The organism is Fuscibacter oryzae (assembly GCF_016765795.1).
Taxonomy (GTDB): Bacteria; Pseudomonadota; Alphaproteobacteria; order Rhodobacterales; family Rhodobacteraceae; genus Fuscibacter; species Fuscibacter oryzae.
The window spans coordinates 253,819-276,895 of the sequence record NZ_JAESVP010000004.1; the positions used below are offsets into that span (position 1 = coordinate 253,819).

Below are 23,077 nucleotides of genomic sequence, written 5' to 3' on the forward strand. Positions count from 1 at the left end.
TCAGAACAGCACCACAAGGCAAACCAGCGCAACCATGCCACACCAGCCGCGCCACAGGGCGGTGACGGTGCGGTCAATATCCGCAGCACCAAGGTCGCGCTTTCCTTCGGGCCAGACCCAGGGAAACTGCGCCATTTGCCCGTGATAGCTGCGCGGGCCAGAAATGGCGACATCCAGTACGACGGCCATCGCCGCCTCGGGCCAGCCCGCGTTGGGCGAGCGGTGCAAGGGCGCGTCGCGCAGGATCGGATGCGGATCGGTCCAGCCATGCGTCACTGCGATCAGCACCGCAGAAAGGCGTGCGGGGATCAGGTTCAAAAGGTCATCAAAACGCGCGGCGGCCCAGCCGAACTGTTCATGCCGGGGGGTGCGGTGGCCGATCATGGAATCGGCGGTGTTGGCGATTTTGTAAACCAGAATGCCCGGCAGACCCGCCACCAGAAACCAGAAGGCAGGTGCAATCACCCCGTCCGAGAAATTCTCGGCGGCACTTTCGATGGCCGATCGGGCTACGCCCGATTGGTCCAGCACCGCCGTATCGCGCCCGACGATCATCGCCACGGCGCGCTGGCCGTCTGGCAGCGACCGTCGCAGGCCATCGGCCACGGCCTGCACATGATCGACCAGGCTTTTCTGTGCCAACAGGATCGCGGCGATGATCACCTGCCACAGCCAGCCCAACGGCAGTGCGGCAATCACGGTTCCCAGATACCAGGCGCCAACAGCAAGCCCCGCCGTTACGGCAACACCCTTCGCGCGGCGATTTTCGCCATGGTTCAGCCGCCGGTCCAGCCAGCCGATCAGACGTCCCATCAGCACGGCAGGATGCGGCAGGCGCGCCCACAACGTTGCGGGTTCGCCCAGCAGGGCATCAAGAATCATCGCGGGAAGCAAAAGAATTGCGGTCATCGGGGCCTGCATCACGGTTGGCGCAGCAAGAGCGGATTGTGAGGCGAAAGGCAACACGCGCAGGACGCGAATTTGTGCAGCATTGCCGCAACACAGACATAACAAATCCGCAACATCGGCATGTTAGGCTGCCAAAACCGGAATCGGGGCTAATCTGATTGCGGGGGAGGTGGCCATGCTGGAATTTCTGAGCAAAGAGTTGAGCGACCAGTTGCGCGCCGCGCAGCAAACCCGCCAGCGGCGCAAATCGCGGCTGCGGGTGCATGTCGATCAGGTTGAATATCCGGTGCTGCGGCTGTGGGTTGACGGCATGGCCTTGCAGGTTGAAGGGCTGTCGCATCTGCGCGGGCTGGTCGATATTTACGACGGGTCGCGCCATGTGCTGCAATGCCTGATCATCGCCTCGGAGCTGGATGGAAACGAGCTGATCTGCACCTTCAAGCGCGCCACAGCCGTCAGCGACAAGCCTGCGCTGGATTATTGGCGCGACGAAAGCCTGCCGGTCGCCTATTTGCCTAAGGCCTGACCTCGACCGGCGTTCCGGTTGGGGTGACGGCCCAGATCTCGCGCATTTCGGCATTTGTCAGGGCAATGCAACCTGCCGTCCAGTCACCGGCAACCTTTGCCATGTCGGGCAAGGCGTTGGGCTGGCCGTGAATCATGATATCGCCGCCGGGATCATAGCCGCCCGCTCGGGCGCGGGCTATATCGGTCGGGTGAGGATAATCCAGACCGAGGCTGAGGTGATAGGCCGAGGCGGCATTGCGCCGGTTGATCCGGTAAAGGCCTTCGGGCGTGCGGCCATCGCCCTGCCGCACCTTGGTTCCCTGCGGCTGAAAGCCAAGGGCGACGCGGTACTCCCGAACGATGACGCCGTTCTGATACAGCACCAGCCGCCGCGCGGATTTTTCAACCACGATCCGTTCGACCACCCCCACAAGGGGTGGCTGGGTCGGCAGCGGGTCAGAGGGGCGCAGGTACAGCGCGGCCAATCCAAGTGCCATCAAGGACAGCAGGATCAGGGCTGTAAAGAACCGCGCCAACCATTTCATTGCAGATCAGCAAAGGCCTTCTGCATCCGCTCGACCGCACGTTCGATATTGGCGCGAGGCGTGGCGAGGTTGAACCGCAGGAAGCTTTCGCCGCCAAGTCCGAAGGCCGAGCCATGGTTGGGCGCGATATGGGCCCCTTTTTGCACGCGGTCGGTAAATTCGGGGGCGGCCATGCCGGTGCCCGCAAAATCGACCCAAGCCAGATAGGTCGCTTGCAGTGGCATCGACCGCAGGCCGGGAATGGCGTTCAGCCCGGCATCGAACAGTTTGCGGTTGCCATCAAGATAGCCGCACAGCGCATCGACCCAAACCGCGCCTTCCGGGGAATAGGCAGCGGTGGCCATGAACATGCCAAAAGAGTTCCCGGAAATGCCCAAAGCCATCATCACATTGGCAAAGCGCGCACGCAGTGCGGGATCGGCAATAATCACATTGCCGGTGTGTGCGCCTGCGATGTTGAAGGTCTTGGTGGTGGCCGTCATCATCACCAGACGATCCGCAATGTCGGGCGTGGCGATGGCCATGGGAATGTGCTTGTGGCCCGGCATCACCAGATCGTGGTGAATCTCGTCCGAGACGAGGATCAGGTTATGGCGTTTGCAGAAATCGGCCACGCCGCGCAGCTCTGTCTGCGTCCAGACCCGGCCACCTGGGTTGTGGGGCGAGCATAGGATGAACATGGTCTCGCGCCCGGTCATCCGGCTGTCCCAGTCCGCGAAATCCATTTCATACCGACCATCAAGGGTGGCCAGCGGCATCTCTGCCACCTCGCGACCCGAGGCTTTGATGACGCGGGCAAAGGCGTGATAGACCGGCGTGGTCAGAACGATCCGGTCGCCCGGCTGGCTGAAAGCTTGCAGGCACAGCGAGGTGCCGTTGACCAGCCCATGGGTGGTAAAGATCTGATCCCGCTCGATCGTCCAGCCATGACGGTTCTCCATCCACCAGCGGATCGCATCCAGATAGGCACCATCTTCGCCGTAATACCCATAGATGCCATGGGCCAGCACCTTTTCCAGCATCTGCTGCACACAGGCGGGCGGACGGAAATCCATATCGGCGACCCACATCGCGAGGCCGTCCGATGCGGGAATGCCATAAAGGCCTTCCATCGAATCCCATTTCACGGAATGGGTGCCAAAGCGGTTGATCGGAGTATCGAAGTCCATTTGTCCTGCCTGTCTCTCGAGTGTCGTAAATTCCTGATAATGGGTTGATATCAGTAAATCATCCCTATTTTTATAAAAAACTCAGAACATAGTACTGATCTTGAACAAATTACTGGTATTTTATCCTATCGCAATCGTGCTGCCGGTTTATGACCGGATTTGCCCATCCCTCTTGCACCGATTTGTCCTGCGCCGTAAATCCCGGACATGAAGCGCCCTATCCTCATTCATCCCGATCCGCGTCTCAAGAAGCCTTGCGAGGCAGTGGGCGAGATCACGCCCGAAATCACCGTGCTAGCCGCCGATATGTTCGAAACGATGTATGAGGCGCCGGGCATCGGGCTGGCGGCGCCTCAGGTCGGGGTTATGCTGCGCGTTCTGGTGATGGATTGCGCCAAGGATGGCCCGCCAGAGCCGTTGGTGCTGCTGAACCCGCGGGTGACTTGGGCCTCGGAAGACCTGTCCAGCTATGAAGAGGGGTGTCTGTCGATTCCCGACCAATATGCCGAGGTCAAGCGCCCGGCATCGGTGCGCGTCGAATGGATGGATATGGACGGCCAGTCGCAAGAGCGGGTGTTCGACGGGCTTTGGGCCACCTGCGTGCAGCATGAGATCGACCATCTGGATGGCAAGTTGTTCATTGATTACCTTGGGCCGCTGAAACGCCAGATGATCACGCGCAAGATGGAAAAGCTGAAACGCGAACGGGCGCGGACCGTCTGATGGCGGTCTTGCCCATTTTGCGCTGGCCCGATGCGCGGCTTGAGGAACGCTGCGCCCCGGTGACGGGCGATGTGTCGGCACTGGCTGCGGATATGTTGGAAACGATGTATGCAGCACCGGGCCGGGGGCTGGCCGCGCCACAGGTTGGCCAGTTGCTGCGGCTGTTCGTCATGGATGCGACGTGGAAAGAAGGCACGCCCGCGCCGGTGATCTGCATCAATCCGGTCATCACATGGCGATCATCCGCGCGGATAACGGGGCCAGAGGGCTGCCTCTCCATTCCCGGTGTGACGGCAGAGGTGACGCGCGCCAGCGAGATCAGGTTGCGCTATACCGGGCTGGACGGGGTGGAGAGGGAAGACCACCTGACCGGCTTTGCCGCGATCTGCGCCCAGCATGAATATGACCATCTGGACGGCATTCTGACGCTGGACCGGATTCCCCCGGTCGAGCGGGCAGCCGCCGAGGCGGCGCTGGCATGACGGCGCGCCTTTGCATCCCATGGCCCGCGCAAGTGCTGCGCCAGCCTGCCGCCGATGTGGCCGAAATCACCGATGAGGTGCGGGCGATCTGGGCCGATATGGTTGAGACGATGGAGGCGATGCCGGGCTATGGCCTTGCTGCCGTTCAGATCGGGGTGCCCCTGCGGCTGGCTGTGGTCGATTGTTCCGATGTGCGGGGGCAAGCGGTGCTGATGGCCAACCCTTCGGTGCTGCACGCCAGTGGCCAGTTCCGGGAACATGACGAAGCCAGCCCCAATCTGCCCGGCGTCTCGGCCGTGATCCGCCGCCCGCGTGCGGTGACGGTGCGGTTTCTGAACGCGGCGGGTGCGTGGGAAGACCGCGATTTTGTGAACCTGTGGGCGACATCGGCGCAACATCAGATCGACCATCTGGCGGGCAAGATGTATTTCGACCACCTGACCCCGCTGAAACGCAAGATGCTGATCGCCAAGGCCGACAAGCTGCGGAGACGGGGATGAAAATCGTCTTCATGGGCTCTCCCGACTTCTCGGTGCCGGTGCTGGAGGCGCTGCATCAGGCCCATGAGATTGTTGCGGTTTACTGCCAGCCCCCCCGCCCCGCCGGGCGCGGCAAGGCCGACCGGCCAACCCCGGTTCATGCCCGCGCGCTGGCGCTAGGCCTGCCGGTGCGCCACCCGGTTTCGCTGCGCACGGATCAGGCCGTGGCGGAGTTTGCCGCGCTGGGGGCCGATGTGGCGGTGGTGGTGGCCTATGGGCTGATCTTGCCACAGGCCATTCTGGATGCGCCGCGCCTTGGGTGCCTGAACATCCACGCCTCGCTTTTGCCGCGCTGGCGCGGGGCCGCGCCGATCCACCGAGCGATCATGGCGGGCGATGCGGAGACGGGCATCTGCATCATGCAGATGGAGGCGGGGCTGGATACCGGCCCCGTGCTGCTGCGTGAGGCGGTGGCGATTGGGGCCGAAGAGACGACGGCCGATCTGCATGACCGGCTGTCGGCCATGGGCGCGCGGCTGATCTTGCGGGCGCTTGACCAACTGCCCATGGCAGCGGTGCCGCAGCCCGATCAGGGGGTGACCTATGCCGCCAAGATCGACAAGGCCGAGGCGCGGATTGACTGGACCAGACCCGCGACACAGGTTGACCGGCTGATCCGGGGTCTTTCGCCGTTTCCGGGGGCCTGGTGCGATGTCGGAGGTGAGCGGGTAAAGCTGTTGCGCTGCCGCCTTGCACCGGGCCGTGGTGTGCCGGGGCGGGTGCTGGGCGGCTGGGTGATTGCCTGCGGCACCGGCGCAATAGAGGTGCTGGAGGCGCAGCGCGAGGGTAAGCGGCCCGCAGCGGCGAAAGAATTGCTGAACGGCCTGAAACTGCCCGAAGTTCTGGGCTGATCCTGTCAGGATATGACAGGAGGCCCGTGCGATACCCTGATCAAACGGAGGGTACGCACGATGGAACGGTTTTGGGTTATTACGGCTTCGGCTGATCACGCGGCACATGGGCGGGCCGAAGGCATCGTGCAGGCCTGCCACGGCAAGACCGCGCCCCTGCGGCGGATGCGTCCCGGTGACGGCGTGGTGATTTATTCCCCCCGCACGCTGATGCGGGGAGGTGCGCCGGTCATGGCCTTTAGCGCCATCGGAAGGCTGGCGGAAGGCGAGGCCTGGCAACATGACATGGGCGGTGGCTTTGTGCCTTGGCGGCGCGGCGTGATCTGGCAAGATGCGCAGCCTGCCCCGATCCACCTGCTGCTGAACCGGCTGGATCTGACGCGGGGCCAGACCTCTTGGGGGATGGTGTTCCGCTATGGTCACCGCGAATTGTCGCGCCATGATTTCGCACTGATCGCGCGGGCCATGCTGGGCATGGACAAGGCGCAGCCCGATCCCCATATCTCACCCGTCAACGCGGAGTGTGAGCCATGGGCATCGTTCTTCTGATCATCATCGGCGCGGCGGCTGGATTTCTGGCGACACGCGCCTTTGGTTGGGAGGCAGATATTCCCACAACGGTGGTTATCGGCATGGCCGGAGCCTTGGTCGGCGGGTTCGCCCTGCGCGCGCTGGTGACCATGGCGGTCTGGATGGCCGGGTTTGTCGGCGCGGTTCTGGGCGCGGTGGCCTTGGTCTGGCTGTGGCAGAAATACGGGCGCTAGCCCAACCGCTTCATCAGATCGGACAGTTTGAAGCCCTTGGCCCCAAGGCTATCCCACAACTGACGGCTATACCACGCCGCGACCAGCATCGCCGCCACCTCTCGGCCTTTTGGGCCACCACCGCGGCGCGCGGCCACGGCGGTTTCGACACGGGCGCGCCAGTCTTCGGCCCGCTGCCGCAAGGCCGCATTGCGCAGGCTGACGGCAAGCACGGCGGCACTTGGCGTTGGCAGGTGCTTGAGCAGACCCTGAGCGCCCTTGTCGGGATCGGCGGTTTCGCCCTCAACCGCAGCAGACAGACGATCCCATTCCGCAAGGAGCGCGGCATGGATCATGCCATCGACCGAGCCGAAACGCTGGGCCAACGTGGCCGGAGCAAGCCCGCAAGCCCGAGACAGGTTGCCAAAGCTGACGGCCTTTTCGCCCTGATCTGACAGGGCAGACAAAACCAGCGCGAAGATTTGCGTATCAGGAAGGGTGCGGGGGCGTGACATGGCGCTAGGGTGACCGATCGTTCAGGAACTTCAAAGGGGCCGCGTGGGCTATTCCATCGCTTCTGCCGCTTGCGGCTGGGTTTCTTCGGCAGGTTCGACCGCAACGCTTTTGGTGCCCGCCTGATTAAGCAGCATCTTGCGCGCCTTCCAGCGCAGGCCAACCTCTTTCAGAATGGGCCATTGCCGGTAATGCACGGTATAGATCTGGCGACCTTCGGGCAGGGGTTCGCCGCGGGCGCGGCCACCAAGGATAAAATGCTGCTCATCGGGCAAAAGGTTCCAAGCCAAGCCTGCCTTGCGGATGGCAAGGGGCAGGCTGATCTGGTCCAGATAGGGGCGCTTGTGCGGAATATCGGGGTGGGCATCCAGCGTACGGGCCAGATCGTACCAGACCTGCGGGAAGGTTTTGCCCTCTGCATTGCGGTGATGTTGCGGAAAGCAGAACAGGCCCGACGAGAAGTATGGAATGCGCGGTTTGCCGCGTTTCTGTTTCATCAGCATCAGCCGCTCTTCGGGAATTTCCATTCCCGCAGCCCCATAGATGATCTTCCAGACATCCTGCTTGGCCCAGTTCATACTGGCCGCTGGGGTCAGTGACACATGGCCGGGACAGATCAGGTTGGCGACATCGTTCTTGCGGATGCACAGGACGTCGGAATCCATAAAACAGGAAAACTCGGTCTCGCGCGGTTCCAGCGTGGCAAGGATCTTGTTGCCATGGGGATAGGCCGGGTCCCAGCGCCCGGTGGTTTCAAAGGGGCGCACGTCGCAGCCCATCTTGCCTAGCGCGGTGATAACATCGGGGGCGATGGTGGAAAACTTTGCCGCCGGGCAATAGCCGATCAATTGCACGGTCTGGCCGAATTGTTCGCGCAACGAGGCGGCAAGATAGCAGGCCAGAACCTGATACTCTGGCGGCTCGACGATGAAATAGACCGATAGTTTCGGCGTCATGGATCAGCCTCGTCCGGGTGGCGTTCGCCTTTGGTCAGGGCGCGGAACGGCTCGCCCCGCCGTTCAGTCTGCGCTTCGAGCAGCGCGGCAATGTCTGCCTCGGCGGGCAGGGCAGGGCGAAAATTGTAGGGCAGGTGGCCAAGCGCCTTGAGCCGGTCGAACAGACGGACAAAATTCAACTCTCCGACGGACCTGTAGTCGGGCCGGGTCACATCGCCGGACACCCAGTCGTTGCGGATCACATCGACCACATTGGGTGTGACACCGGCAAAGCTGCGGAATTGTAGCAGATAATCATCCACATTCGCACTGGACCGGCGCAGGATCATCGTCACTTGTGCGCCCGGTTGCAGGACATAGGCCGCCAGATGCAGGGCAGAACCATCCAGCGCCACGATGCTGCGCGCCGCCTTGTAGCGGGCGATCTGTACCGAAACCGGATGGCGTTCAGGGTGAAAAATCTCATATCCCGCGCGGGCAAGGTTTTCCTCGATCACTGCCTCGCCCAGAATGCCACCGCGCTGCGCCGCCAGCCTTGCGCGCGAGATGTAAAGGCGCTCCCCGCCTTCGGGCACCGCCGCAGCCCCCAGCCGTCCCTGCATGAAAGCGCGGTAGGCCGGGCTGCCCGCATAGCGCTCTTCCCAGCCAAACCCGAGTTCGGGCAGATAAAGCCGCTCTACCCGTAGGGCGCCCGGATAGGTACGGATCGGCACATCGATGCCCAAAAGATCGAACAGCGGCTTTTGTGACCGGATCACCCGTTCGGTTTCATGGTGCGCCCCGCGATAGGGCAGATAAAAGATCGAATCCGGCCGCAGGCCCAGATGGTCCAGCGCCCAAAGGCGGGCGGTGCTTTCCACCAGAAAATGTCCGAAATGGCCGCGCAGATGCCCGGCAAACAGGTGCTGGCCGGGCAGAAAGGCGATGTGTTCATCGGCTTGCAGCGTCGGGGCGGGCGTGGCCTTGCGCGCCCGTATCCAGGCGCGTGACAGTTTGGCAAAGCTGCCGTCGCGCCGCAAAACCCCAGAAGCCAGCCGCGTGTCGCCCTCTCGCTCGGGCAAGATCAGCGCGCGTGACAAGCGTTCGATGGTGCCGGAAAAGGGCGGTTTCGGGTCACCCAGTGCGATCTGCATCATCCCGTCGGGCATGGCGGGCGGGCGGTTCTGCATCCCCTCCAGCCGGGCAACGGCGCGTTTCGGAAATCGAACGTCGGGAAGATCGGTCATCAATTTGTGGGCAGCGGCCAAGGCAAGGCGATAGTGCCCCAGCTGTTCTGCATGGCCAAGAAACTGCCGCTGCCACGCGGGATCGGCCCGACCCACCTTTAGCGCCATTGCAAAGGCGCGGGGGTGAAACCGGCTAAGGGCAATATCGCCGATAAGATCATCAAGCAGACCCGCCGACTTCACCTCTCGGATGGCGCGGTGGCCCATATGCGAAAGGGGCAAGTGCCGTACGTTCGGCCCGCTGATCCGGCGGGCATGGGCACGATCTTCGGGAACGAAGGGGTCATAGGCCAGCCACACTTCGGCATCGGTAACCGAGGCGGCGGCATCCAGAAACTCTGGCGTTGTCCAGTCCCACCGGCGCTGGCCATAGCGATAGCGCAGATCAAAGGGCGCGATGCGGCGCGACAGGGTGGATTGCGGCGAAAAGGCCAGAACGGCGGCTTGCGGCACAAGCGACGAAAACGCCAGCGCCGCATACCCGCCCATCGACGTGCCGATGAACAGAATGCGGCGAAACCCGTCGAACAGACCGGCATCGCGCAGCGTCGTGATCAGGGCCGGGGCATCAGGGTTGCGATACCAATCCTTGCGGCTGGCCAGAATGCCCAGTACCGACAGGCCCAGCCGCTCTGACAGTGCCATCAGCCAAGGCTGCGGCGGATCATATTCGCCCACCGAGGCAAGATTGTCGAAGGTGACCAGCAGGGTATCGCCGCGCTTTTGAAACCAGGCATCGACCAGACCGCCACGCAGCAGAAAGGCGGGCGTGGCGGCGGCACTTGCCGCGTCGCGCGCTTCTGGCGGTGGGGCAAAGCGACCGGGTGCGGCAGGGCCGGTTCTATCCTCGCCGCCGGGGTCGTAGGTCTCTGCCATAAGGGCATCGCTGATCGGGTGATCCTGCATCGTTACGCCCGTCGTCGCCAGACGTGAACGCCCGCCCGCGAGAGGGTGTCATCGATCACGAAGCCCGCCTTGTCCAGCAGGTGCCGGCACTCTCGCATCCCCTCGCGGCCATAGATGTCGCGGTGGAACTCTGCCAGAAACAGCGTGACACCAGACAGATCGGCATGGCGCAGAAAATCCAGCTCTGCCCCCTCGATGTCCATCATCAGAACATCATGCGGGAATGCGGCCTTCAACGTGTCGTACGGGATCACTGGAACCTGAACGGCCGTACGCTTTTTGTCTTCGGGGCGAAACAGACCAGAGCCGAGGAAGTTGCCAGCAACGAAAAACTCGACCATCGCCGGAGGGTTGGGTTGAGAAAACACTACACCATGGCGGAGGGTTATAGAATCTTGCAGCCCGTTTTGCTGATAAAGCGCCGAAATCTGCGGCAGCAGGTTTGGGTTCGCCTCGACCGACAGCATCGCGGTCGGTTTGCGATTCAGGGCCATCACCGCGCCGACAATGCCCGACCCGGTCCCCATTTCCAGAATGCGCGCGCCTTCGGGAATGGCGGAAAGGCCAGTTTCTATCTCGCCCCGCTCATAGCGGCCATCCGTGATGCTTTGCACCATGGCCGGCCCGAAATGCGGCGATTGCGGCACCTGAACGCCGTGGATCGTTGCGACGATCCGGGTTTCGGTGGGGGCGTCTGCCGTGTTGGTCACGTCATACTCCGTTCTGCGGCTCTGATTGGCCGGTGTTCTGTTCTGGCAAACGGGTGTTCTGCTCTGGTAAACAGTATGGCGGGTCGTGGTTGCAATGTCACCGTCGAATCCAATTCTTGCGTAGACATGCTTTCTGCTTGCCCGTGCTGGCCGCACCGACCTAAATTCCCTGTAAACAAGCGAAAGAACTTCGCAGCAGTCCGAGGCAGAGTGGCAAGGTGATCGTAGCGCGATCACGGTTCAGCAAGATGGTAGCAGTCCTGACGATGGGCTTTGTTTCGTTTCCTGTCCGCAATCGGGGGCCTTCGCAGGTGTCTGCGCAGGGTCTGTTCATCTTGGAATGACCCGCTTGGCCGCGAAACCCGTCAAAAATGCAAAGGCTGTGAAACCGCCGGTTTCCCTCAACCCTTCTCGGCCTCTTGGTGCGTCGGAAATCTGGGGCACGGTCGATTTTGCGCTCAAACGCCACAAGAGCCCGCATGGCCAGGTGACGGCTGTATCCATGATGAAGGACGAAGGCCCGTTTCTGATCGAATGGGTCGCCCATCATCTGGTGCTGGGGTTCACCGATCTGGTGGTTTACACGAACGATTGTTCGGATGGCACCGATGACATGCTGATCCGGCTGGAAGAGTTGGGTCTGTGCCACCACCGCCGCAACGTCATTCCCGAAGGTCTGCGCCCTCAACCCTCTGCCTTGAACCACGCGCAGGAAGAGCCTGTCGTCTGCCAGTCTGACTGGGTGATGGTATTCGATGCCGATGAGTTCCTGTCCATCCCCTATGGCGACGGCACGCTGGACGGCCTGATTGGCGCGGCCAAAGATCTGGGCGCGAATGGTATTGTGGTGACCTGGCGCATCTTTGGCTCTGGCGGGGTGGTCGATTGGTCGCGCGCACCCGTGACCGAGCAATACCTGCTGGCTGCCCCCCAGACCTGGAACAAGGGTTGGGGCGTCAAGACGCTGTTCCGCTTTGACCCTGACCACTGGAAGCTGGGCATCCACCGACCCAAGATGAAAACCCGCTGGATCAAGACCGACTATCCCGATCAGGTCAAATGGCTGAACGGGTCGGGCCGCGAGATGGAGGATTACTTCAAGTTTCGTGGCTGGCGGTCGATCACCCGCACCGTGGGATATGACTGGGTGCAGTTGAACCACTATGCGGTCAAGTCGGTGGACAGTTATGCCATCCGCAAGATGCGCGGCAACGTGAACAACAAGAAAGACAAATATAACAACGATTACTGGAGCTTGCAGGATCGTAACGAGGTGCGCGACGAAACCATGCTGCGTTATAAACCGCAGCGGGATGCGTTGATTGCGCAGTTGCTGCAAGACCCGGTGCTGAACCGCTTGCATTTCGCGGCTGTTGATCGCGCCGAGGCGCGGCTGGCCGAGTTGCGTGGCACCGAGGCCTATCACCAGCTGGTCACCGATCTGGCCCAGGCCAGCCAGGTTCCGCTGTCGCAGATCGTCGCCAAACCGCCCGTAGCCCGTGACAAGGAAAAGATCGCGGCGCTGATGTCGGATGTTGAAAAGCAGCGCGGGCTGAAGGCACGGAGTGAGCGCAAGGAAAAACTGGCCGAACCGAAAGAGCCCCAGCCCGAGGGCCTGTATCTGCCTGGCCCGCTGGACACCGATGCCGACCTGCCGATGGAATATGTGGCGAACCATCAGGTTCAGGTGCCGCTGGACATGCGGTTGTTTTCACCGGTGGCTATGCCGCTGATACGCAAGGGTAAATTTCAGCGTATTCTGGCGCGAAAGCTGCCGCAGATCGTGCCAAAGGGTGGCAAGGCCCTGTTTGTTGGCGCGGCAGAGGGCTTTCTTGCGGTCAATCTGGCCAACACGCGTGGCGATGCGACGGTGGTTGCGCAGGAAAGCGAACATTCATTCCGGAATGTGATGCTGCGCTTGTGTAGCCAAAGCGCGCGAGAGATTGGGCCGCGGTTTCAAGTGCTGGATGCGCCTGTGACGCAAGAGGCTGTGGTCGAATGGCTGCGTCTGCACCGGCCCGCAACGCTGATTTTGTCGGACCCGCAGCTTTCGCCCGAACTGCTTATGTCGTTGCTGCCCGCATTGCCGCTGCCAGGTCCGGCACAAATCTTGCTGACCGGACGGCTGGTTGAGCGCTGGAACGGCCAGCTTGGCCCCGTGGCAGAGATGCTTGTCGCGCTTGGCTACCGTCCCGATTTCGACTTGCCGCCAACCGTTGCGCTTGGCTTTTCCGCCGTGCCCGAACCCGAGCCGGACGATGCGCCCGACGCATGACCCTTTGCCTGTGAAAGAGAGCCCAAGATGCCCACACCTTCTGCTAGTCCCGTCCGCCGCCCCGTCGCCTCGCTTTGGATCGGCGAAAAGCTGCACTATCTGAACCAGATCTGCCTTTTGTCACATGTGCGTCAGGGCCATCCGACGACGCTGTATTGCACCGACACCGTGACGAATGTGCCCGAAGGGGTCACAGTCCGCCCGGCCAGCGACATCATGAAGATCGACATGGATATCGTGCGGCAGACCTCTGAATCCTTTCTGTCAAACGTGTTCCGCTACAAGATGATTCAGGCAACCGATGCGGTCTGGATAGATTGTGATGCCTATTGCCACAAACCTTTCCCCGACGAGATGACCCATATCTTTGCCGGCCACGGGTTTCGCGGCGCGCTGAACTGCGGGGTGGTCTACATCCCCAAAAATGGTGAGCTGATGGCCCAGTTGCTTGATTACTATGAAAATTTGCCCGCCGCCCCGGCGTGGTTCAACAAGCAGCAGCGCAAGAAGATCGACAAGCAGGAGACCAGCCTGCCGCAAGCGGTGCGCATCTATAACGCCGAGCGTACCGCCTTTGGCCCGCAGGCCTTTACCTGGTTCGCCCAGCAGACGGGGGATTTTGAAAAGGCCCTGACGCCCGATTATCTGTATCCGGTGCCGTTCCAGTTGAACGATGTGTTCTATGACCCCTATGGCCGGGTTGAAGGGCATTTTACCGACAACACCCTGTCGGTTCACCTTTACACCAACGGTACCAAGCCGTGGTGGCGCAAGAACGTGCCGCTGCCAAATTCCTATGCCGCACGGATGTGTGCGGTCGAGGGTGTGGACCCTGCAAAGGCGTTGGAGGAGTAAGGTGGACCGCGGCGAACCCACCCCAACCGAAGCAAAAAGCAAGGCCGAGCTGAAGGCAGAGGCGCTGATCCGCCGCCAAAAGCGCAACCTGCGCAAGGCCAGCGCCGAGGGCTTTCTGGCCGGCGTCTGCGCCATGCTGCGCCCCGGTGATTTGGTGATGGATTGCGGGGCCAACATGGGTGTGGTGACGGCCGTTCTGGCTGCGACCGGCGCCGATGTGATCGCCTATGAGCCGGACCCCTTTGCTTTTGCCGCCTTGCAGGAGAAATTTGCCGATACCCCAAATGTCACGCTGGTCAATGCCGCGGTCGGCGTGGGCACGGGCACCGTACGCCTGATGCGGGCCGATAATTTTGAGACGAACCCTACGGGGGCCTCGGTCAAAAGCACCATTCTGGATGGCGGGCGGCGGATTGATGCGGACAATTCGGTTGAGGTGCCGCTGATCGACTTTCCCACATTGGTCCGCGAAAAGTCGGTCGAGCGTGGCGGCATCGCCTTTGTCAAAATGGACATCGAAGGGGCAGAGTTGGAGATTCTGGAGCGGATGGATGCCGAGGATCTGTTTGCCCATGTGCGCTGTCTGGTGGCAGAAACGCATGAGCGCAAGTTCCGCGATCTGCGTGACCGCTATCGCGCCATCCGCGAAGGTTTCGCCGAGAAATACCCGGCAGGAAGGGTGAATCTTGACTGGATTTAACGCTTTGGCTGCTGCGGTGGACGGGGGCGGTAGACCGGCAGCCGCCAACCAAGGGTCAGGCTGCCCGTCCGCAGGATCAGCGTGACAAGGCTGCACAGGATCAGGGCGGCGCCTTGCGGCACGCCTGCCCATCCACCCAGAACCGCCGCCAACGCCCCGGCAAAGGCGCAGGTGACGTAAAGCTCTCCTTGTTTCAAGACCAGCGGCACCTCGTTGCAAACCACATCGCGCAACAGGCCACCCATGCAGCCGGTGATCATGCCCATGACCAGAACGACGGGGCCGGATTGTCCGGCCTCGACCGCGGCGGCAACCCCTGCGGGCACGGCCACGGCCAGCGCACAGGCATCCAGCCATTCCAGCGTCCGGTAGCGGCTTTCCAAGAGATGGGCGGTGAAAAACACCAGAATGGCCGCCCCCGCCGCAACGGCCAGCAACACAGGATCGGCAATCCACAAAGGCGGGCGGTCAAGGATCACATCGCGCAGCGTGCCGCCGCCGACTGCCGTCAGGCAGGCGATGAAGACAAACCCGACGATGTCGAGTTGCGACCGGCTGGCCACCAAGGCCCCGGTCAGGGCAAAGACCGCCACCGACCCATAATCCAGCGCGCTGGCAAGGCCGGGGATCATCCCGCCGCACCCGGCTTGAACGGGGCCATCCCGGCACGGGCCAAGGCATCGGCGCGTTCGTTCTCGGCATGGCCCGCGTGGCCCTTGATCCAGCGCCAGGTTACCTTGTGCTGGCCTTGGGCGGCATCAAGGCGTTGCCACAGCTCGGCATTCTTCACCGGGTCTTTGGCGGCGGTGCGCCAGCCGTTGCGCTTCCAGCCGTGAATCCATTCGGTCACGCCATTTTTCACATAGGCGCTGTCGGTCACGATGGTGATCTCGACCGGGCGGTTCAGCGCCTCCAGCGCGGAAATCGCGGCCATCAGTTCCATCCGGTTGTTGGTGGTCTGCGGTTCTCCGCCAGAAAGCTCGCGCTCTTTCATCACCGCCCCGCCCTCGCGGGCAATCATCAGAACCCCCCAGCCACCGGGACCGGGGTTGCCCGAGCAGGCTCCGTCTGTATAGGCGAAAAGTTCCGGCATCGGCGCATCCTTTTCGCGCTGTCTAGCGGGGTGGGGGGCGCAGTTCAACTGGCGCATGACGCGGCGTTGCGCGTGACGGCGGCGCAATGACCGGGCAATCTGGCGAGATGGAGGAGACCATGACCGAATATCCGCACCTGCTGGCACCGCTTCATCTGGGCCATGTCACGCTGAAAAACCGCGTGATGATGGGGTCGATGCACACCAATCTGGAAGAGCGTGGGGACTGGGCGCGCGTTGCTGCCTTTTATGCCGCGCGGGCCAGGGGTGGGGTGGGCCTGATTGTGACGGGGGGCATGGCGCCGAACCGGGAGGGCGGGGTGTTTCCTGGCGCGTCTGGCCTGTTTTCGGCGGAGGATATTGCGCATCATCGCAGCGTAACGGATGCGGTGCATGGGCAGGGCGGGCGCATTGCGATGCAAATCCTTCATGCGGGGCGTTATGCCTATGGGCCAGAGTGTGTTTCCGCCTCTGCCATCAAGTCGCCGATTTCGCCGTTTCCGCCAAAGGCTTTGGATGAGGCAGGAATCGAAAAGCAGATAGCCGACATCGCCACCGCCGCGGCGCACGCCAGAGAGGCCGGGTATGACGGGGTAGAGGTGATGGGGTCCGAGGGGTATTTCCTGAACCAGTTTCTGGTGCGCCATACCAACAAGCGCACCGACGGTTGGGGCGGGCCTTATGAAAACCGGATGCGCCTGCCGGTCGAGGTGGTGCGCCGGGTGCGCGCGGCGGTGGGGGATGATTTCATCCTGATCTACCGCATCAGTCTGATTGACCTGATCCCCGATGGGTCAAGCTGGGACGAGGTTGTAATGCTGGCCAAGGCGGTGCAGGCGGCGGGCGCAAGTATCTTGAACACTGGGATCGGCTGGCACGAGGCGCGGGTGCCCACCATCGCAACCTCGGTCCCGCGCGCGGCCTTTGCCGATCTGACCGGACGGTTGCGGCCCGAGGTTTCCATTCCGGTCATTACCAGCAACCGGATCAACACGCCCGAGGTCGCCGAAGGCGTGCTGGCCCAAGGGCTGGCGGACATGGTTTCCATGGCGCGGCCGTTTCTGGCCGACCCGGATTTCGTGGCCAAGGCGGCCAGCGCGCGCGCGGCGCAGATCGCGCCCTGCATCGCCTGCAATCAGGCCTGTCTGGACCATACTTTTGCGGGCAAGCTGACAAGCTGTCTGGTCAACCCGCGCGCCTGCCATGAGACGGAACTGGTTTACACCGCGACCGAAGCCCCCAAAAAGGTGGCCGTGGTGGGCGCGGGGCCAGCAGGAATGACCTGCGCCATGGTTGCGGCAGAGCGGGGCCACAAGGTCACACTGTTCGACCGCGCTGGCGAATTGGGCGGGCAGTTGAACTTGGCCAAGCAGGTGCCGGGGAAAGAGGAGTTCCACGGGCTGGTGGGCTGGTTCACAACCGAGGTGACGCGGCTGGGGGTGGAAACACGCCTGAATACCGAAGCCACGCCCGATGCGCTGGCGGGCTTTGACGAGGTGGTCATCGCCACCGGCGTCACCCCGCGCGATCCGGGCATTCCGGGGCAGGACCGGGCGCTTGGCTATATCGATGTGCTGCGCGGGGCCAAGGTGGGCAAACGGGTGGCCGTGGTCGGTGCGGGCGGCATCGGCTTTGATGTGGCGGAATATCTGGTGACGGGGCATTCCCCCACCACCGACCCCGCGCTGTGGCGGCAGGAATGGGGGGTGGGCGATCCGGCGACAACGCCGGGTGGGTTGGCTGACCCGCAGCCAGAGGCGCCGCTGCGCGAGGTCTGGTTGTTGCAGCGCAAACCGGAAAAGCCGGGTCGGGGTCTGGGCAAGACCACGGGCTGGATTCACCGCGCCGCCCTGATGGCCAAGGGGGTGAGGATGACCGGCGGTTGCACCTATCAGTCGATCACAGATCAGGGACTGGTGGTGCTGCGGGACGGGCAAGAACAGGTTATCGCGGTCGATGATGTGGTTTTGTGCGCCGGGCAATTGCCGGAACGCAGCCTGTCGGGCCGGCTGACGGCGGCGGGCATCGCGCATCACATCATCGGCGGTGCAGATGTTGCGGCAGAACTGGATGCGAAACGCGCGATTGATCAGGGTGCAAGGCTTGCGGCGCGGCTTTAGTTCAACAGGGCATCGATTTCCTTGGTAATCGCCGATGACCCGGGCTTGGTCATCGACCCCCAGGCCTTGATGAATTGCCCGTCCGGCCCGATCAGCACCTTGTTGAAGTTCCAGCCGGGCGTGAAACCTTGGGTCTGCTTTGCCCAGGCATAGAACGGATGAACCTCACCCTTGGCGACATGCTGGATCGTGGTCATTGGCAGCGTCAGGTTAAAATTCGCGTCGCAGAACTCTTTGACGTCCTTGTCTGATCCCAACTCTTGATTGAAATCATCGGACGGCACAGCCAGCACCACGGCGCGGCCCTTATAAGCATCGGACAACGCCTGAAGGTCGTCATACTGCGGTGTAAAGCCGCAAAGCGAAGCGGTGTTGACGACCAGAACAGGCTTTCCACGCCAGTCTGCGGTGTCATAGCTGCCACCATCAATCGATTGGAAGGTAAAGTTGGGCGCAGGGCCAGCGGCGATGGCTGGGTTGGCTGCGGCAAGTGTCAGACCTGCGATAAGGCTGGTCAGGCGGGGCAGGGGCATGTCGATCCTCCTATTTCAAGGGGAATACGTCGGGCCTGCTCGGATGGATCACGGTATTTTGCGGATTGTATCGCCCGGCTGCAAGGTGGGGAACAATTCCAGCACCTCACCGCCGATGATGCCATCATGGCCCTTGCCGGCAATGATCTCGGCGGCCTTGCGCCCGATCTCCAACCGGCAGGCATCCATTGTGGCCAGTTTGCGCGGCAACCCGTCCAGCAACTCAACGCCGTTGAACCCGGCCAACCCGATCTTGCCGGGAACGTCCAGACCCTGATCAAGACAGTAAAGCAGCCCGCCCGCGCCGATCATGTCATTGGAGTAATACAGAAAATCGATGTCAGGGTTGCGTTTCAGAACGGCCTCGGTCATCTCGCGGCCTTTCAGCAGCGCCGATCCGCCCGAATAAAACTCTCGGTCAACCAGTTTCAGCCCCGCCTTGGCCAGTGCATCCTCGAACCCTTCCAGCCGCTTGCGGGCGCGGTGATCGTTGGGCATCTGGGTGCCCATGAAGGCAATGTGGCGATAGCCGGCGGCGATGATCGCCTCGGCCATCTGACGGCCGGCGCGGCGGTGGGAAATGCCTACGGCAGAATCTACCGGCTCGCCGTCGATGTCCATGATCTCGACAATGGGAATGCCAGCCTGTGCCAGCATGGCGCGCGAGGCGGGTGTATGTTCCAGCCCGGCGATGATCATCCCGGACGGGCGCCAGCTCAGCATCTCATAAAGGACAGCCTCTTCGCGGTCGGGCGAATAATTCGAAACACCGACCACGGGTTGCAGGCCGGTATCCTCCAGCACCTCTGAAATGCCGGTCATCACCTCTGGGAAGACCATGTTCGACAGCGAGGGAATGACCACCCCCACCAGATTGACACGCTGGCTGGCCAGCGCCCCGGCGATCTTGTTGGGCACATAGCCAAGCGTCCGGGCTGCGGCCAACACCTTTTCGCGGGTCGTCTCGGACACATCGCCCCGGTTGCGCAACACCCGGCTGACCGTCATCTCGCTGACACCGGAGGCTTCGGAGACATCACGAAGCGTCAGAGGGCGGCGGGAGTCGAAACCGGAGGGTTTGGTCACTTTTGGGCTGTCCTGAAAGAAGGCCTGAAGGAAGGCGTAGCCAATGTTAGCGGCAAAACTCGGCTTGTCCATCCCTGCGGCCGCCGCAACCGGGCCTCGATGGCCGCGAATTGCACACTTGCCCGGTTTGCCCCGTTGCCTTGCCAACTGATCCGGGGCAAAACGCTTGTGTGGCCTCGTAGCTCAACGGATAGAGCGTCCCCCTCCTAAGGGGAAGGTTGCAGGTTCAAGTCCTGCCGGGGTCACCAGCAAAATCAATAGGTTGGGTCGGTTTTTGAGGGGCGCTGCCTGATTTGGCGTATCTGGTCCGCGCGCCACCGGAGTTGGTCGTGCAATCGTTCCAGGCGGCTCGCCAAACCGGCACTTTGGCATGACTTCGCAAGAGCCGACGTCGCTCTCGGACGGGCTACCCCATTCGTGCCCGGCTGACGGCGCTGGCCCATTGCTTGCGCCATGTCGCGCGGGCAGCGGGTGCGATTTGTGGCTGGAAGGGCGTTGCTGCATCCGTCATCGGCTCAGTCGCCTCGCCCATAGCGGCCATTGCCATCGCCGAAACGCCCAGGGCGCCCACTTCTTCAATATCCGACCGCAGAACCGACTTGCTCAGCAGATCCGCCTGAATCTGCATCAGAAAAGCGTTGCCCGACGCCCCGCCATCGGCCCGCAAGCCGGACAGGCCATGGCCGATGTCACGCTCCATCGCCTCGAACACATCGGCGATTTGCTGGGCGATTGCTTCCAGTGTAGCGCGAGCCAGATGGGCGGGGGTGGTGCTGTGAGTCAACCCGGTGATCAGGCCAGTTGCGTGATCATCCCAATGCGGCGCCCCAAGACCGGCCAGCGCGGGCACAAAGACCACGCCGCCCGCATCCGGCACGGTCTGCGCCAGATCGGACAGGTCAGCCGCGCCATTGCGGCCAAGAAGCCCGGCCATGAAGGCGGCGGCTTGCGCCGAAACAGTTATGTTGCCCTCAAGCGCATGGCTGGTGCCGTGCTGGTCGGTCCAGGCAATCGTGCCTGAGAGGCCATTGGCAGAGCCGACGCGCCCCGGCGTCAGCGTCATCAGCGATGATCCGGTGCCATAGGTCGCCTTGACCGTGCCGGGCGCGCGAACGCCGTGGCCATAAAGTGCTGCATGGCTGTCGCCCATCATGGCGTGGATCGGAACACCCGCGGGCAGGGCTGTGGCTCCGGTAGCGGTTTCGCCGAACCGGCTGTCTGACGGCAAAGCCTGCGGCAGGCATGCAGTTGTGGCACCGAACAAGTTGGCCAGGTCGTCGGAAAATTGCAGGCTGCGGGTATCGAACAATTGTGTGCGGCTGGCGTTGGAATGGTCGGTGGCAAAGACCGCTCCGCCAGTCAGGTTCCACAAAAGCCAGGCATCCACCGTGCCCGCCCGCAAGCGGCCCTGCGCCAGCAGGCCACGGGCCTCTGCCACATTGTCCAGCACCCAGGCCAGCTTTGATGCCGGGAACAGTGGGTTGATCCCCAGCCCGGTCGCGGCGACAACCTGCGCATCGTGCCCGGCCTCAATCAGCGCGGCGCAAGCCTCTGCCGTGCGACGACACTGCCAGATTGGCACCGGGCAGATGGGCTGCGATGTGGCGGCATCCCACACCACCAGCGTTTCGCGCTGGTTGGCGATGGCAATGGCATCGGGTGTGCCATGGTCACGCACAATCGCCGCGATGACGGTCTGGACCGAGGCCCAGATGTCGCTTGCCGATTGTTCGGCCCAACCCGGATGCGGGTATTGCGTCGTCATCGGGGCCGAGGCGCGGGCAATCACCTGACCCGTGGCATCGACCAGCAGGGCCTTGGTGTTGGTCGTGCCCTGGTCAATCGCCAGAACCCGCATGGATCAGCCCTTCTTGCGGGCCAAGGCCCGGCGTGCGGCATCGGCGATGCCTTCGGGCGACAGGCCAAACTCCTTGAACAGCCACTCGGTGGAACCTGTGGGCAGGAAGCCCGGAAAACCAACCTTTTCCACCGGAACCGGGGTGTTGGCGGCGGTGAATTCCGAGACAGCGCCACCCAGGCCACCGCGAACCCCGGCCTCTTCCACCGTCACGATGGCCCCGGTTGCGGCGGCGGCATGCAGCGCGGCTTCGTCCAGCGGGTTGATGGTGGAGAAATTCAGTACCCGCGCAGCGATGCCTTCGGCCTTCAGCGCGTCGGCCGCCTGCACGGCCAGATGCACCGTCGTGCCGCAGGCGATGATGGTCACGTCATCCCCTTGCCGCACCACCTCGGCCTTGCCGGGCTGGAACTTGCGGTCTGGCACATCAAGATTGGGCACCGGCATCCGCGACAGGCGCAGGTAAACCGGGCCTTCATGCGCGGCGGCCCATTTCACCGCCTCGGCGGTTTCCCATGGGTCGGCGGGCACGATAGTGGTGATTGTGGTCAGGGGACGCAGCCAGGCGAAATCCTCGATCGAATGGTGCGTGGCGCCCAGTTCGCCATAGGCGATGCCCGAGGATTGGCCCACCAGCTTCACGTTGAAATTGGCATAGGCCACATCGGCCTTGACCTGCTCCAGCGACCGGCTGGTCAGGAAACAGGAGGCTGCCGAAACGAAGGGAACCTTGCCGCCATTGGCAAGGCCAGCCCCGACGCCAACCATCAGTTGCTCGGCAATGCCGACGTTGATCAGTCGGTCTGGGAACTGCTTTTGAAACGCGTTCAGCTTGGATGACCCGACCGAGTCGTTCACCACGCAAACCACGCGGGGATCGGCCTCGGCCACTTCGATCAGGGTTTTCACCCAGGCTTCGCGGCAATCCGCCATGCCGGCGGCAACGGGGGCTGCATGGGCCATCACACAAGCTCCTTCATCGCTTGGGCATATTGGTCGTCATTGGGCACGCCATGGTGCCAGCTTGCCACGTTTTCCATGAAGGACACGCCTTTGCCCTTTACGGTATTGGCGATCACACAGCGCGGTTTGTCACCGGGGGCGGCCCCCAGAACAGCCAGCAGGGCGGCAGGATCATGGCCATCCACTTCCACCACCTCCCAGCCGAAGGCGCGGTATTTTTCGTCCAATGGGTCCAGCCCGCTGGTCTCTTCTGTGCCCGTGCCCTGTTGCAGGCGGTTGCGGTCGATGATCAGCGTCAGGTTCACCAGCTTCCTGTGCCCCGACAGCATCGCGGCTTCCCAGTTCGACCCTTCCTGCTGTTCACCGTCGCCGGTCAGAACATAGGTGCGATAGCTGGCGCCCGTCAGTTGCCCGGCAATCGCAATGCCCACCGCCACGGGGAACCCGTGACCCAAGGGGCCAGTGTTGGTCTCGATCCCCGGCAGATAGTTGCGGTTGGGGTGGCCGTTCAGCAAGGATCGCGGCTGCATATAGGTGGGCAGCCAATCCTCGGGGAAATAGCCTGCTGCCGCCAGCGCAGAATAAAGCGCCCCGGTGGCATGGCCCTTGGACATGATGAACCGATCCCGGTCGGCCCAGTCAGGGCGTTTGGCATCATACTTCATCACGCCGAAATACAGCGTCGCCATGATGTCGGTGGCCGAGAAATCGCCACCGGGGTGCCCGGCGCGGGCGCGGTGAACCATGGTGAACGCGGTGCGGCGCATCCACAGCGCCTTTTCGCGGATCAGGGCAACGGGATCGTTCTTCAACAT

The 23,077-nt window shown here is 62.6% G+C and carries 25 protein-coding genes and 1 tRNA gene; 12 read left to right on the forward strand and 14 right to left on the reverse strand.

From position 1 onward, the window contains the following. Complete coding sequence (cbiB, locus tag JI744_RS09390) at positions 1–909, reverse strand: adenosylcobinamide-phosphate synthase CbiB (protein WP_202659945.1); 909 nt, start codon at positions 907–909, stop codon at positions 1–3. Positions 910–1,084: 175 nt separating this feature from the next. On the opposite strand from cbiB, the gene JI744_RS09395 reads away from it, so the two are divergent. Continuing rightward, positions 1,085–1,435 (forward strand): hypothetical protein, encoded by a 351-nt coding sequence (locus tag JI744_RS09395; protein WP_202659947.1) that lies wholly within the window; start codon positions 1,085–1,087, stop codon positions 1,433–1,435. Here JI744_RS09395 and JI744_RS09400 read toward each other — a convergent pair. Both JI744_RS09400 and JI744_RS09405 read right to left on the reverse strand, forming a co-directional pair. Further along, a complete protein-coding gene (locus tag JI744_RS09400; protein WP_202659948.1) occupies positions 1,425–1,961 on the reverse strand; it encodes a L,D-transpeptidase family protein in 537 nt (178 codons plus the stop codon). The two genes, JI744_RS09395 and JI744_RS09400, sit on opposite strands and share 11 nt — an antisense overlap. After that, the gene (locus JI744_RS09405) at positions 1,958–3,130 is read right to left on the reverse strand and encodes a MalY/PatB family protein (protein WP_202659950.1); all 1,173 of its coding nucleotides are present in this window, start codon (positions 3,128–3,130) and stop codon (positions 1,958–1,960) included. The genes JI744_RS09400 and JI744_RS09405 overlap by 4 nt, the downstream gene beginning before the upstream one ends. Before the next feature lie 207 nt (positions 3,131–3,337). Between JI744_RS09405 and def (JI744_RS09410) the strand changes: the two genes are divergently transcribed. Genes def (JI744_RS09410) through JI744_RS09435 form a run of 6 tightly spaced genes read left to right on the forward strand, consistent with a single transcriptional unit; the run spans position 3,338 to position 6,489 of the window. Continuing rightward, entirely contained in the window at positions 3,338–3,853 is a 516-nt protein-coding gene (gene def / locus JI744_RS09410) for a peptide deformylase (protein WP_202659952.1), read from the forward strand. Further along, a complete protein-coding gene (gene def / locus JI744_RS09415; protein WP_202659954.1) occupies positions 3,853–4,335 on the forward strand; it encodes a peptide deformylase in 483 nt (160 codons plus the stop codon). Before def (JI744_RS09410) ends, def (JI744_RS09415) begins: the two co-directional genes overlap by 1 nt. Next, complete coding sequence (gene def / locus JI744_RS09420; protein ID WP_202659956.1) at positions 4,332–4,835, forward strand: peptide deformylase; 504 nt, start codon at positions 4,332–4,334, stop codon at positions 4,833–4,835. The genes def (JI744_RS09415) and def (JI744_RS09420) overlap by 4 nt, the downstream gene beginning before the upstream one ends. Then, on the forward strand, positions 4,832–5,725 hold the full coding sequence (fmt, locus tag JI744_RS09425) for a methionyl-tRNA formyltransferase (RefSeq protein WP_202659958.1): 894 nt from the start codon (positions 4,832–4,834) through the stop codon (positions 5,723–5,725). The genes def (JI744_RS09420) and fmt overlap by 4 nt, the downstream gene beginning before the upstream one ends. Before the next feature lie 60 nt (positions 5,726–5,785). Next, positions 5,786–6,274 (forward strand): EVE domain-containing protein, encoded by a 489-nt coding sequence (locus JI744_RS09430; protein ID WP_202659964.1) that lies wholly within the window; start codon positions 5,786–5,788, stop codon positions 6,272–6,274. Beyond that, entirely contained in the window at positions 6,256–6,489 is a 234-nt protein-coding gene (locus tag JI744_RS09435; RefSeq protein WP_202659966.1) for a GlsB/YeaQ/YmgE family stress response membrane protein, read from the forward strand. The genes JI744_RS09430 and JI744_RS09435 overlap by 19 nt, the downstream gene beginning before the upstream one ends. Here the strand turns inward: JI744_RS09435 and JI744_RS09440 are convergent. From JI744_RS09440 to JI744_RS09455, 4 genes are read right to left on the reverse strand one after another with little or no spacing between them, the layout of a single operon-like run. After that, positions 6,486–6,983 carry a transcriptional regulator gene (locus JI744_RS09440; protein WP_202659968.1) on the reverse strand — a complete coding sequence of 166 codons (498 nt, stop codon included), beginning with the start codon at positions 6,981–6,983 and terminating at the stop codon, positions 6,486–6,488. The genes JI744_RS09435 and JI744_RS09440 overlap by 4 nt on opposite strands. A 48-nt stretch (positions 6,984–7,031) precedes the next feature. Further along, complete coding sequence (locus tag JI744_RS09445) at positions 7,032–7,937, reverse strand: hypothetical protein (RefSeq protein WP_202659970.1); 906 nt, start codon at positions 7,935–7,937, stop codon at positions 7,032–7,034. Continuing rightward, positions 7,934–10,069: a glycosyltransferase 61 family protein gene (locus tag JI744_RS09450; RefSeq protein ID WP_202659972.1), complete on the reverse strand. Its 2,136-nt coding sequence runs from the start codon at positions 10,067–10,069 to the stop codon at positions 7,934–7,936. Before JI744_RS09450 ends, JI744_RS09445 begins: the two co-directional genes overlap by 4 nt. Positions 10,070–10,071: 2 nt before the next feature. Then, positions 10,072–10,779, reverse strand: a complete 708-nt coding sequence (locus JI744_RS09455; protein WP_202659974.1) for an FkbM family methyltransferase — start codon at positions 10,777–10,779, stop codon at positions 10,072–10,074. Positions 10,780–11,266: 487 nt separating this feature from the next. Between JI744_RS09455 and JI744_RS09460 the strand changes: the two genes are divergently transcribed. Genes JI744_RS09460 through JI744_RS09470 form a run of 3 tightly spaced genes read left to right on the forward strand, consistent with a single transcriptional unit; the run spans position 11,267 to position 14,609 of the window. Continuing rightward, positions 11,267–13,054 carry a glycosyltransferase family 2 protein gene (locus JI744_RS09460; protein WP_328757183.1) on the forward strand — a complete coding sequence of 596 codons (1,788 nt, stop codon included), beginning with the start codon at positions 11,267–11,269 and terminating at the stop codon, positions 13,052–13,054. A gap of 27 nt (positions 13,055–13,081) precedes the next feature. Beyond that, complete coding sequence (locus JI744_RS09465) at positions 13,082–13,909, forward strand: hypothetical protein (RefSeq protein ID WP_202659976.1); 828 nt, start codon at positions 13,082–13,084, stop codon at positions 13,907–13,909. Position 13,910: 1 nt separating this feature from the next. Beyond that, positions 13,911–14,609, forward strand: coding sequence for an FkbM family methyltransferase (locus JI744_RS09470; protein WP_328757185.1), 699 nt, complete (start codon positions 13,911–13,913; stop codon positions 14,607–14,609). Here JI744_RS09470 and JI744_RS09475 read toward each other — a convergent pair. Both JI744_RS09475 and rnhA read right to left on the reverse strand, forming a co-directional pair. Beyond that, the gene (locus JI744_RS09475) at positions 14,606–15,241 is read right to left on the reverse strand and encodes a trimeric intracellular cation channel family protein (RefSeq protein WP_202659979.1); all 636 of its coding nucleotides are present in this window, start codon (positions 15,239–15,241) and stop codon (positions 14,606–14,608) included. The genes JI744_RS09470 and JI744_RS09475 overlap by 4 nt on opposite strands. Continuing rightward, positions 15,238–15,702: a ribonuclease HI gene (rnhA, locus tag JI744_RS09480; RefSeq protein ID WP_202659981.1), complete on the reverse strand. Its 465-nt coding sequence runs from the start codon at positions 15,700–15,702 to the stop codon at positions 15,238–15,240. Before rnhA ends, JI744_RS09475 begins: the two co-directional genes overlap by 4 nt. 119 nt (positions 15,703–15,821) lie before the next feature. On the opposite strand from rnhA, the gene JI744_RS09485 reads away from it, so the two are divergent. Next, on the forward strand, positions 15,822–17,822 hold the full coding sequence (locus JI744_RS09485) for an oxidoreductase (RefSeq protein ID WP_202659983.1): 2,001 nt from the start codon (positions 15,822–15,824) through the stop codon (positions 17,820–17,822). Here the strand turns inward: JI744_RS09485 and JI744_RS09490 are convergent. Next, positions 17,819–18,355 carry a glutathione peroxidase gene (locus JI744_RS09490; RefSeq protein ID WP_202659985.1) on the reverse strand — a complete coding sequence of 179 codons (537 nt, stop codon included), beginning with the start codon at positions 18,353–18,355 and terminating at the stop codon, positions 17,819–17,821. The two genes, JI744_RS09485 and JI744_RS09490, sit on opposite strands and share 4 nt — an antisense overlap. A 48-nt stretch (positions 18,356–18,403) precedes the next feature. Further along, the gene (locus tag JI744_RS09495) at positions 18,404–19,441 is read right to left on the reverse strand and encodes a LacI family DNA-binding transcriptional regulator (protein ID WP_328757187.1); all 1,038 of its coding nucleotides are present in this window, start codon (positions 19,439–19,441) and stop codon (positions 18,404–18,406) included. A 172-nt stretch (positions 19,442–19,613) separates the two neighbouring features. On the opposite strand from JI744_RS09495, the gene JI744_RS09500 reads away from it, so the two are divergent. Then, positions 19,614–19,689: transfer RNA gene (locus JI744_RS09500), tRNA-Arg, on the forward strand. Positions 19,690–19,847: 158 nt separating this feature from the next. Here JI744_RS09500 and JI744_RS09505 read toward each other — a convergent pair. From JI744_RS09505 to JI744_RS09515, 3 genes are read right to left on the reverse strand one after another with little or no spacing between them, the layout of a single operon-like run. Further along, positions 19,848–21,299 carry an FGGY-family carbohydrate kinase gene (locus tag JI744_RS09505; RefSeq protein ID WP_202659989.1) on the reverse strand — a complete coding sequence of 484 codons (1,452 nt, stop codon included), beginning with the start codon at positions 21,297–21,299 and terminating at the stop codon, positions 19,848–19,850. Between the two features lie 3 nt (positions 21,300–21,302). Next, positions 21,303–22,262 carry a transketolase family protein gene (locus JI744_RS09510; protein WP_202659991.1) on the reverse strand — a complete coding sequence of 320 codons (960 nt, stop codon included), beginning with the start codon at positions 22,260–22,262 and terminating at the stop codon, positions 21,303–21,305. Continuing rightward, on the reverse strand, positions 22,262–23,077 hold the full coding sequence (locus JI744_RS09515; RefSeq protein ID WP_202659992.1) for a transketolase: 816 nt from the start codon (positions 23,075–23,077) through the stop codon (positions 22,262–22,264). Before JI744_RS09515 ends, JI744_RS09510 begins: the two co-directional genes overlap by 1 nt.